This is a genomic window from Micromonospora sp. S4605 (genome assembly GCF_003176715.1).
Lineage (GTDB): Bacteria > Actinomycetota > Actinomycetes > Mycobacteriales > Micromonosporaceae > Micromonospora > Micromonospora echinaurantiaca.
In genome coordinates this window covers 1-9,162 of sequence record NZ_QGSW01000360.1, presented here as the reverse complement: position 1 = coordinate 9,162, position 9,162 = coordinate 1, and the positions used below count along the sequence as shown (strand labels likewise).

Genomic DNA, 9,162 nt, shown 5'->3' with positions numbered 1-9,162 from the left:
GCCATGGACCGCGCCGCCGACCGGTTGGAGCTGGTCGCCGACCCGGCCCGCCCCGGCGGGCGTACGCTGCTGGCCGCCGGCGTCGAGCAGTCGTACGTGGACGTCACCGACCCGCGCCACCTGCACTTCGAGTACGTGCGGCGGATGGCGGCGGTGGCGGACCTGGCGGCGCCGGCCGCCCGCCCGCTGGCGGTGCTGCACCTCGGAGGCGGCGCGCTGACCCTCCCGCGCTACCTGGCCGCCACCCGGCCCGGCTCGGCGCAGCTGGTGGTCGAGCGGGATCCCGCGGCGGTCGAGTTGGTGACCCGGGAGCTGCCGGCGCTCCCGCCGCAGGTGCGGATCGAGGTCGCCGACGCCCGGGCCGCGCTGGCCGACGCCCCGACCGGGCGGTACGACCTGGTGCTGGCCGACATCTACCGGGCGGCCCGGATGCCCGGGCACGTGACCACCGTCGAGTTCGCCGCCGAGGCGGCCCGCGTCCTGCGACCCGATGGCATCTACCTGGTCAACGTGACCGACCTGCCGCCGCTGGTCTTCGCCCGCGTCCAGGTGGCCACCCTGCGGGCCGCCTTCGCCGACGTCTGTCTGGTCGCCGACCGGCGGATGCTGCGCGGCCGGCGCTACGGCAACCTGGTGCTGGCCGCCGCCCGGCGACCCGGCCGGCTGCCGGTGGGCCGGCTGGCGGTGGTCGCCCTCCGGGACCCGGTGCCCGGCGGCGTGCTGCACGGCCCGGCCCTGGACACGTTCGTGGCCGGCGCCCGCCCGGCCACCGACGCCGCCCTCGCCTGAGCGTTGACCGCGCCGGACCGCGCCGTCGTCACAGAGTGCTCAGCGATCCGGGCCGCGCCCGCGCCCGCGCCTGGGTGCTCACCGCGCCGTCGTCGCGGGATGCTCAGCGGTCGGCCGCGCCCTCGCCTGCACACCGCGCCGGACGGCGACCTCGCCCCAGCGGCGCTCAGCGGGCCCGGACGGCGATCTCGGGTGAGGAGCTCTCCAGCGGCACCGCGTTCGCCGGGACCAGGCCGAGCTGCACCGCCGGCCGGGGCAGCGTCGCGTCGAGCATCCAGTCGGCGCCGACCCGGGCCCGGTTGCCGGGCATGGCCAGCAGGTGGTAGCCCCGGGTGACCGCCTTGGCGGGCAGTCCGGCCAGGTTCACCTTCAGCGGGTTCGCCGCCGCGTCCTTGCCGCCCAGGTCGACCACCCAGCCCAGCTCGTGGTGCCGGTAGGGCCGACGGCGCCCCTGCCCGTACGAGGCGGCGATGTTGTGCGCGGCCAGCTTGCCCTGGCGCTGGGCGTGCTGCGCGGTCATCGTGCACATCTGCCCGGGATGGGTCGGGTCGGGCACCGCGGCGGCGTCGCCGCAGGCGTACACCTCGGGGAAGCCGGGGACGGTGAGGTACTCGTCGACGACCAGCCGGCCCCGTTCGGTGCGCAGGCCCAGCTCGGCCACGAACGGGTCGGGGCGCACCCCGACGCACCAGACCAGGGTGCAGGTGGGCACGTACTCGCCGTCGCTGAGCTTGACCCCGTCGGGGGTCGCCTCGGCCACCGAGGTGCCCATCCGCACGTCCACGCCCCGCCGGTCGAGCACCCGGTGCGCGGTGTCCGACATCCGCTTGTCCAGCTCGGGCAGCACGCGGGGGGCGATGTCGAGCAGCATCCACCGCGGGCGGATCTTCAGCCGGGGCCGCTGGGCCATCAGCGCGTCGGTGAAGAGCTGGCCGTGCGCGGCCACCTCGGTGCCGGTGTAGCCGGCGCCGACCACCACGAAGGTGGCCCGGGCGCGCTGCTCGGCCGGGTCCTCGGCCTGCTCGGCCAGTTCAATCTGGCGGACCACGTGGTCGTGCAGGTAGAGCGCCTCTGGCAGGCCGCGGAAGCCGTGCGCGTACTCGGTCACCCCGGGGATGGGCAGCAGTTTGTTGACGCTGCCCACGGCGAGCACCAGCCGGTCGTACGCCAGCCGGTTGCGGTCCCCCTCCGGCTGGGTGAACCCGACCCAGCGGTTCTGCAGGTCGACGTGGTCGGCCTCGCCGATGACCACCCGTACCCCGTTCAGCGTGCCGGCCAGTGGCACGGCGATCCGGGTCGGCTCCACGACCCCGGCGGCCACCTCGGGCAGCAGCGGCAGGTAGAGGAAGTAGTCGGTGGAGTTCAGCACCACGATCTCGGCCTTGTTCCGGGCCAGCCGGCTCAAGGTCTTCGCCGCGTGGTAACCGGCGAACCCGGCCCCCACGATCACCACACGAGGTTTCGTCATTGCGGCCCCGTTCCCACCGACCGGGGGGACAAACGTGGACTCAGCCGGAAAGCCGGACGTACCCGGCGTCGCCCACCGCCTCCAGGTCCCATTGGTGCCCGAAGGCCCGCAGCCGTTCGATGGTGATCCGGCCGACCTCGGGCGGGATGTGCGGGTCGACGGTCAGCCGGCCGTTCTCCGGCTCCAGGCCGAGCATCGCCCGGGTCAGCGCGAGCGGGGTGCCGGTGGCCCACGCCTGCGGGCTGCAGGCCGTCGGGTACGGCACCGGGAAGAGCAACCGCTGCCGGGGAAACCCGCTCATCGCCTCGGGCAGCCGGTAGTCGAAGTGCCCGGCGGCGTCCAGCAGCGCCAGGCTGATCCGGTTCGCCTCGTCCCGGTAGCCGTAGCGGGCCAGGCCGAGCACGGCCAGCGAGTTGTCGTGCGGCCAGACGGTGCCCAGGTGGTAGCCGAGCGCGTTGTAGAGCCGCTCGCTGCGGGCCATGGTCCGGATGCCCCAGCCGGAGAACATGTCGTCCGACATCAACTGCCGCACCACCGCCGCGGCCCGCTCGGCCGGCACGATGCCGCTCCACAGCAGGTGCCCCATGTTGGAGGTCATCGCGTCGACCCGGTTCTTGTCGCCGTCGAGCGCGACCGCGTAGTAGCCGCCCCGCTCGTCGATCCAGTAGTCCCGGTTGAACCGCTCGAACAGCCGGGCCGCGTCGGCGCGCAACCGTTCGGCGAGGGCCGGGTCGGCGAGCGGCCCCTCGGCCAGCTCGGCCAGCCGCAGCTTCGCGTCGTAGGTGTAGCCCTGCAGGTCGGAGGTGGCCAGCGGCAGCACCGGTATCCGGCCGTCGGCGAAGCAGACCCCGTCCGGCGAGTCCCGCCAGCACTGGTTGCCGAGCCCTTCCGGCGAGCGGGTGGCCTACTCGACGTAGCCGTCGCCGTCCCGGTCGCCGTAGTCGTCGATCCAGTGCAGCGCGGCGATCGCGTTGTCCCGCAGCAACCGCACGGTCTCGTCGTCGCGGCTCCACCGCCAGTACTCCGACAGCAGGATCAGCCAGAGCTGGGTGGCGTCCGCGGTGCCATAGTTGGGCGTGTAGGGCTTCACCCCGGTGCGGGTCAGCTCGCCGCTGCGTACCTCGTGCAGGATCTTGCCGGGCTCCTCGTCGGTGAAGTCGTCGCAGCGCCGCCCCTGCAACCGGGCCAGCGCGAGCAGCGCCCCCTGGGCCAGCATCGGCCCGGCCCCCAGCGTCTGGTACGCGGTGATCAAGGTGTCCCGGCCGAAGACGGTGAGGAACCAGGGCAGGCCGGCGCCGGGCAGCACGATCCGCTGCCCCTTGACCTCGAGTTCGAGCCGCAGCGCGGCGAGGTCGTCGCGCGACTTGCGCACCGTCCGCGTCAGCGTCTCGTTGTCGCTGCTCAGCACTGCCCGGTCGGTGGTCCAGCGGCGCACCGGGTCGTCGACCCGCTGGTGGATGACGTCGGCGATGTCGCCGCGGACCGGCTCCACCACCCCCATCCCCGGCGGCAGTGGCACGTGCAGGTCCACCTCCCACTCCTCGCGCGGTGACAGCTCGATCTCCCAGACCAGCTCGTCGCCGTCGATCCGGGCGACGGGCATCGAGCTGCGCACCCGGGTCTCCGCGGCGAACCCGTCCGCCGCGTACGAGAAGCAGAGTTCCGGCCGGTCCGGTTGGTGGTCGCGGGTGATCTGTGCCGAGCGGTCCCGGACGCCCGACTTCACCTCGAACAGGTCGGCGAAGTCGGCGCTCACGGCCAACCGCAGCTCGAACCGGACCGGTTCGGGGCGGAACGACGCGATAGTGAACCGCTCGTGGAAGCCGTCGCCCACGTAGCGCAGCCGGCGCACGCCGAGGCTGTTCGTCGGCAGGTCGGGCAGCTCCGGGTTGGTGAGCACGTACTGGGCCGAGTAGTGCTGGACCGTCTCCGAGCGCAAGGCGAGCAGCCGGCCACCGTTGACCGTCAGCACCCACGCGCTGACCAGCCGGGTGTCCAGGTGCACCAGGCCGCCGATGCTGCCCGGCGGCACGTCTCCGCAGCGGTCGGCGTACATGAAGGTCGGGCCGCTGAGCACGGCGAGCGAGTCCGGGCCGAGCTCGGGCGGCAGCGCCCGCTGGTCACCGCCCTCCCAGGCGGTGGCGACCAGGCCGGGGGTGGGATCCACGGGCGTCGCACGGACGGCAGTCATACGTCTCACCGTAGGAACGACGATCACCGTCCGTCATCACACGCTCCGGGTGAAAACCGGCGCACATCCACGACCGACGATATGGACAACCACCGCCGTCGATGGCGAACATGCGGTGATGGGATCTCACGACACCGCCGGCGACCGACCCACGAGGTCCACCCGGCGCACCTTCCTGTCCGCGTCCGCCGCCGCCACCGCCTCCGCCGTCGCCGTGCCCCTGCTGGCCGAGCCCGCCGCCGCACACGACGGCCCGCCCGCCGGGCCGGGCCGTCCGGTGCGGCCGCAGTCCCCCGACCGGGACCTGCGTGACCTGCTTGGTTCAAGCCCTGGCTGGAGGCTGAGCGCGCCGCCAAGCAGCTCCGCTACTTCAGCCCCAACCTCATCCCCGGCCTGCTCCAGACGGAGAACTACACCCGCGCGGTGCTGCGCTTCGACGACACCTGCCCGGAGGCCGAGGTCGAGCAGCAGGTGGCCGCCCGGCTGGAGCGGCAGAACATCCTCACCAGGGAGCGCCCGCCCCAGGTCGTCGCCGTCATCGACGAGCCAGCGCTGCGGCGCCGGGACGCGATCATGGGCGAGCAGATCGCGCACCTGCTGCGCATGACCGAGCTGCCCCACGTGCATATCCACGTCATCCCCGCCGACGCTGGGTTGCACGTGGGGCTTTCCGGCCCGCTCGCGCTGGGGATGCTGCCCGACGGGAGCTGGGTCGGCCATCTGGAGAACCAGCTTGCCGGCTCGGTCATCGACTCCGCGGATGGAGTGGCTACGCATCAGGCCAGATGGGAGGGCGTGCGGGGTGTTGTTCTCCCAAGCCCTATCAGTCGCCCTGGTGAAGGAAGTCGAGAGCCAGCATGGACCTCAGTAACGCGCGATGGAAGAAGTCGACTCGCAGCGGCACGAGTGGTGGCGACCCCGTTGAGGTAGCGGACAACCTGCCCGGCGTGGTTGCCGTCCGCGACAGCAAGGACCCGTCCGGCCCGATGCTCGCGTTCGCTCCGCGGGCCTGGCGCTCGTTCGTGGAGTTCGCCAAGAAGCACTGACCCGGAAACGCAAGAAGGCCCGGCCCCCCAACACTGGGGAGCCGGGCCTTCGGTTCTTCGGCTACTTCTGGTTCGGCGGGATCACCGGCACGGTGGTGGCGGTCTTCAGCACTCGACGGATGTACGGGTACGTGGGCTCGACCAGTTCATGGTCATCGCCCGTCCAGTCCTGCTGTCCAACGTGCTTGGCGGCCCAGTCGACCACCGGCCCGTAGGGCTCCAGCGGCTTCTCGCTGGTGTGCATGGGGTCGGACAGCTTCTCGGTGCGCCAGTCACGCCGACGCAGCGTCCACCGGCTGTCGGGCTCTCGCACGAGAGCCCAGCCCCCAGCATCACGCTGGGGGCATTTCTGTGTCTCCGGCCTACCGCCACACCACGTCAATCAGATCCTCGTTGAAGTCCCGTCCAGTCGGCCGGACCACCCGGCCCTTCTCCTCGTTCCACACCGGCTCGATCGGCAGGATGATGACCGCCTCCACGTACCGCTCGATAAAGGCGCGCTTCTCGTGCATGGTCGCCGTCTTCCACCGCTTGCGGACCTCCTTGGCCTGGTCCGCCGACACCGTCTGGCGCTCCACCATCGACTGCGCGGCCAGCAGCTCGTCCCGCTCCCGGATCAGCTCAGCCCGCATGGCGAAGTAGTCCTTCGACGGCAGCCTCTGGCTCCTGTCCGCGTGCTTCCACTGGTTCCACAGCTCCTGGAGCAGTTCGTCGATGTCGGCCAGGCGCTCCTGGTCCCCGGCGTCAGCCTCGGCGACCGGCTCGCCGGCATCGGCCAGCTTGTCGTCGTGCTCGAACACCAGCTCGCGGATCAGGTCGTCCACCTTCTGCATGTTCCGGGTGTTGCTGCCGCACCCGCCGTCCAGCTTGCCGTCGCACTGGTAGCGGAAGTACCGGCTGCCGCGGATCAGGCTGCTCACGCCCGTCATGCGGGGGTGGTGCTGGCACTTGCCGCACCGCACCAGCCCGGAGAGCAGGTACTTGCGATTGCCGCCCACCTCGTAGTCCAGCGCCGGCTTCGCCCTCTCGCCGATGCGAGCGATCAGCGCGTCCCACTTCTCGCGGGAGAGGATCGGCTCCCACTGGCCGACGACCTCGGTGCCGTCGGGCTTCTTGACGATCTCCCAGCGGTCGCTCACGCGGCCGGTCGCGTCCGGCGTCCGCACCATCCTGGCCCGCAGCCCGCACAGCCGGGGGTTGCGCAGCATCGACAGGAACGGCGACCACTTCCACGTGTTACCGCGGGGAGTGAGGATGCCCCGGTCGTGCCAGTCGTGCATGATCCCCGTGGGCGTCACGCCCGCCAGGATCTTGTCGACGGCCTGCACGATCTCCGCAGCCTCGACGCTGTCCTTCGTGCGCTTGTCGGCCTGCCAGCCGAACGGGCGGTGGGCGCCGACGGGGATGCCCGCCTCGGCCAGCTCCTGGTGCTTGCGCTTGTTCCGGCGGGACGTGTCGGCGCTGGCCTTGTTCGCCATGGCCACCATGACCCGAGCCATGGCCCGGCCGTCGTCGGTGTTCAGCTCCAGCGAGCCGCTGGTCCCCTCGAAGCGGCGGCGGTAGTATTCGGCCAGCTCAATAGCGTCCTCCAGGTCCCGGGAGTCACGGGCCAGGCGGTCGATGTTGTAGACGCAGACGCCCTGGTGTGCGCCAGTGCGGAGAGCGGACAGCATCTTCTGCCACCGGGGCCGGATGACGCGCCACACGTAGTACCGGAAGCCCTCGGGGTCGATCAGCGTGATGCGCTTCTTCTTGAACGCCGACGTGTCGTTCTCGACATAGAACGTGATCTGGGTAGCACCCCGCGCCAGAACGTACCCGACAGTGTCCTTCGCCTGCCGTCGCACGCCGCTCTCGTCATCGTCCCGGTCATCGGAGATGCGGAGGTAGATGGCGACGTGCATCCCAGCGAAGGACTGGGCGTGGGAAGGCAGCAGGTCGAGGCCCAACTGTTCGCGGGCGAGGTCGCCCGGCGCGGTGAGGCCATCAAGGTCCTCTGCGGGCTTCAGGAGCAGGGCGGCTAGGTCCAGCATGGAGATCACCTTACACGTTCAGGGCGGGCCATGTTATGCAACGACATCGTGGGCAGCAGCACCGCCGACGACGGCATCCGCGACCCGCACCGCGTGCGGCTCTTCGCCGAGGGGGTGCCGACCGCCGAGACGCCGGCCGAGGCGGCCACCCGGCAGTCCGTCGGCGGCGAGAACGACTCGCCGTCGCGGCAGCTGGCCCGGTTCGTGGTCGACACCGCCGAGAACTCCGCCACCGGCATGCGGGTCCGGGTGATCTACCGGCGGGACCGCTACCTGCGCGGCAGCGACCACATCTCGTTCCTGCGCGAGGGCTGGCCGGCGGGCCGGTTCACCGAGCCGAACGCCCCCGGCACCCCGAAGGGCGCGGTGATCGTCACCAGCAACCTCACCAACGACACCACGCTGCGCTGGCAGCGCGGCGACGAGCCGGACCTGGCCGGCTACGAGGTGCTGTGGCGGGAGACCACCGCGGCGGAGTGGCAGCGGGTGATCCCGGTCGGCGACGTCACCGAGGTGACCATCGACCTGTCCAAGGACAACGTCTTCTTCGGCGTGCGGGCGGTGGGCCGGGACGGGCACCGCAGCCCGGTGGCGTTCCCCCGGCCAGGCAGCTAGCGCGGTTCACCCGGTTCGGGCGGGGTGCGCTCACCCGGCGGCGGCGGAGCCTGGTGGTCGGTCCCATCTGAGCGGGAGGCAACCCGATGAGCACGCCGATGTCCAACGACCAGCGGCAGCCGATCTACCTGCGGCAGAGCGGCCGCACCCGGCTCACCCCGCGGCAGCGGCGGCGGGTCGAGCACAAGCAGGGCCGCATCGAGCGGCTGGGCATGCAGCGCGGCGACGCGCGACGGCCCGGACGCTGAGCCGTCATCCGGTGCCGGTCGCCCGCGGGCGGCCGGCACCGGCCTGTCCGGCCGCCGGTGCGGTGATCGCCCAGCGCTCGTGGTCCCGCCAGGCCCCGTCGATGAAGAGGTACTCCGGCGAGTACCCCTCCAGCCGGAAGCCCAGCTTGCGGGCCACCCGGCGGGACGGCTCGTTGCCCGGCTGGATGTTCGCCTCCAGCCGGTGCAGGCCCAGCACGGTGAAGGCGTGCTCGATCACCAGGCCGATGCCGGCCGAGGCGTGCCCGGTGCCGCTGTACGGCAGGAAGGCGGCGTAGCCGAGGTAGCCGCCGCGCAGCGCGCCGAGCAGGATCCCGCTGATGTTCACGTACCCGGCGATCTCCCCGCTGGCCCGGTCGCAGATCAGGTAACCGGAGTGGTCCCGCCGGCGGATCTTGGCCAGGTACGCGGCGTACGCCGCCGGGTCGGCCGGGGCGGCGAGCCAGGGGTGGTGCAGCTCGCGGCTGCGCCGGGCGGCCGCGATGAACTCGGCCTCGTCGGCCGGTCGGGGGCGGCGGATGCCGGCCGGACCGGCGGTGCGCAGATATCTCACGGCGGACAACTGTGGCCCCGGCTCCGGTCGACGTCCAGCGGGTTACCCCCCGCGGCGCCCGGATTGTGCCGGGCGTCACCCGCGGATCACCCGCGCCCACGCGTCCCGCACTCGCCCACTCCCGGAGGCGCACTCTCAGTGGACGAGTGGCTGTTTGCCGCCGGACAGCCACTCATTCGGTGAACGTGCGCGGGGTGGTGG

General features: G+C 72.1%; 10 protein-coding genes and 1 pseudogene. 5 read left to right on the top strand and 6 right to left on the bottom strand.

The annotated features are described in order from the left end of the window. Positions 1 to 3 precede the first annotated feature (3 nt). Positions 4 to 789 (top strand): spermidine synthase, encoded by a 786-nt coding sequence (locus DLJ47_RS30505; RefSeq protein ID WP_109905193.1) that lies wholly within the window; start codon positions 4 to 6, stop codon positions 787 to 789. 166 nt (positions 790 to 955) lie between these two features. On the opposite strand, the gene DLJ47_RS30500 is transcribed toward DLJ47_RS30505, so the two are convergent. The 3 genes from DLJ47_RS30500 to DLJ47_RS30490 all read right to left on the bottom strand — a co-directional run bounded on the left by DLJ47_RS30500 (position 956) and on the right by DLJ47_RS30490 (position 4,448). Beyond that, positions 956 to 2,257 (bottom strand): NAD(P)/FAD-dependent oxidoreductase, encoded by a 1,302-nt coding sequence (locus tag DLJ47_RS30500; protein WP_109905191.1) that lies wholly within the window; start codon positions 2,255 to 2,257, stop codon positions 956 to 958. A gap of 40 nt (positions 2,258 to 2,297) precedes the next feature. After that, complete coding sequence (locus DLJ47_RS30495) at positions 2,298 to 3,077, bottom strand: amylo-alpha-1,6-glucosidase (protein ID WP_109905189.1); 780 nt, start codon at positions 3,075 to 3,077, stop codon at positions 2,298 to 2,300. A gap of 84 nt (positions 3,078 to 3,161) precedes the next feature. Next, positions 3,162 to 4,448 (bottom strand): glycogen debranching N-terminal domain-containing protein, encoded by a 1,287-nt coding sequence (locus DLJ47_RS30490; protein ID WP_109905187.1) that lies wholly within the window; start codon positions 4,446 to 4,448, stop codon positions 3,162 to 3,164. A gap of 312 nt (positions 4,449 to 4,760) precedes the next feature. Here DLJ47_RS30490 and DLJ47_RS30480 point away from each other — a divergent pair. Further along, a pseudogene (locus tag DLJ47_RS30480) lies at positions 4,761 to 5,319 on the top strand (DUF5753 domain-containing protein); the annotation flags it as partial. After that, on the top strand, positions 5,306 to 5,494 hold the full coding sequence (locus tag DLJ47_RS30475; RefSeq protein WP_109905185.1) for a DUF397 domain-containing protein: 189 nt from the start codon (positions 5,306 to 5,308) through the stop codon (positions 5,492 to 5,494). The pseudogene DLJ47_RS30480 and the gene DLJ47_RS30475, both read left to right, overlap by 14 nt. A 61-nt stretch (positions 5,495 to 5,555) precedes the next feature. Here the strand turns inward: DLJ47_RS30475 and DLJ47_RS30470 are convergent, their stop codons facing one another. Further along, positions 5,556 to 5,807: a hypothetical protein gene (locus DLJ47_RS30470; RefSeq protein WP_146228232.1), complete on the bottom strand. Its 252-nt coding sequence runs from the start codon at positions 5,805 to 5,807 to the stop codon at positions 5,556 to 5,558. A gap of 49 nt (positions 5,808 to 5,856) precedes the next feature. After that, complete coding sequence (locus DLJ47_RS30465; protein WP_233258104.1) at positions 5,857 to 7,527, bottom strand: recombinase family protein; 1,671 nt, start codon at positions 7,525 to 7,527, stop codon at positions 5,857 to 5,859. Positions 7,528 to 7,575: 48 nt separating this feature from the next. Between DLJ47_RS30465 and DLJ47_RS30460 the strand changes: the two genes are divergently transcribed. After that, positions 7,576 to 8,142, top strand: a complete 567-nt coding sequence (locus DLJ47_RS30460) for a hypothetical protein (RefSeq protein WP_233258103.1) — start codon at positions 7,576 to 7,578, stop codon at positions 8,140 to 8,142. Positions 8,143 to 8,228: 86 nt separating this feature from the next. After that, positions 8,229 to 8,390 (top strand): hypothetical protein, encoded by a 162-nt coding sequence (locus tag DLJ47_RS36005; protein ID WP_157748110.1) that lies wholly within the window; start codon positions 8,229 to 8,231, stop codon positions 8,388 to 8,390. 4 nt (positions 8,391 to 8,394) lie between these two features. On the opposite strand, the gene DLJ47_RS30455 is transcribed toward DLJ47_RS36005, so the two are convergent. Beyond that, positions 8,395 to 8,961 (bottom strand): GNAT family N-acetyltransferase, encoded by a 567-nt coding sequence (locus DLJ47_RS30455; protein ID WP_233258102.1) that lies wholly within the window; start codon positions 8,959 to 8,961, stop codon positions 8,395 to 8,397. Positions 8,962 to 9,162 lie beyond the last annotated feature (201 nt).

Excerpts from the sequence above, each read along its gene's own strand:
- DLJ47_RS30475 (WP_109905185.1), top strand. The coding sequence starts at position 5,306 with ATGGACCTCAGTAACGCGCGATGGAAGAAGTCGACTCGCAGCGGCACG.
- DLJ47_RS30500 (WP_109905191.1), bottom strand. The coding sequence starts at position 2,257 with ATGACGAAACCTCGTGTGGTGATCGTGGGGGCCGGGTTCGCCGGTTAC.
- DLJ47_RS30465 (WP_233258104.1), bottom strand. The coding sequence starts at position 7,527 with ATGCTGGACCTAGCCGCCCTGCTCCTGAAGCCCGCAGAGGACCTTGAT.
- DLJ47_RS30505 (WP_109905193.1), top strand. The coding sequence starts at position 4 with ATGGACCGCGCCGCCGACCGGTTGGAGCTGGTCGCCGACCCGGCCCGC.
- DLJ47_RS36005 (WP_157748110.1), top strand. The coding sequence starts at position 8,229 with ATGAGCACGCCGATGTCCAACGACCAGCGGCAGCCGATCTACCTGCGG.
- DLJ47_RS30490 (WP_109905187.1), bottom strand. The coding sequence starts at position 4,448 with ATGACTGCCGTCCGTGCGACGCCCGTGGATCCCACCCCCGGCCTGGTC.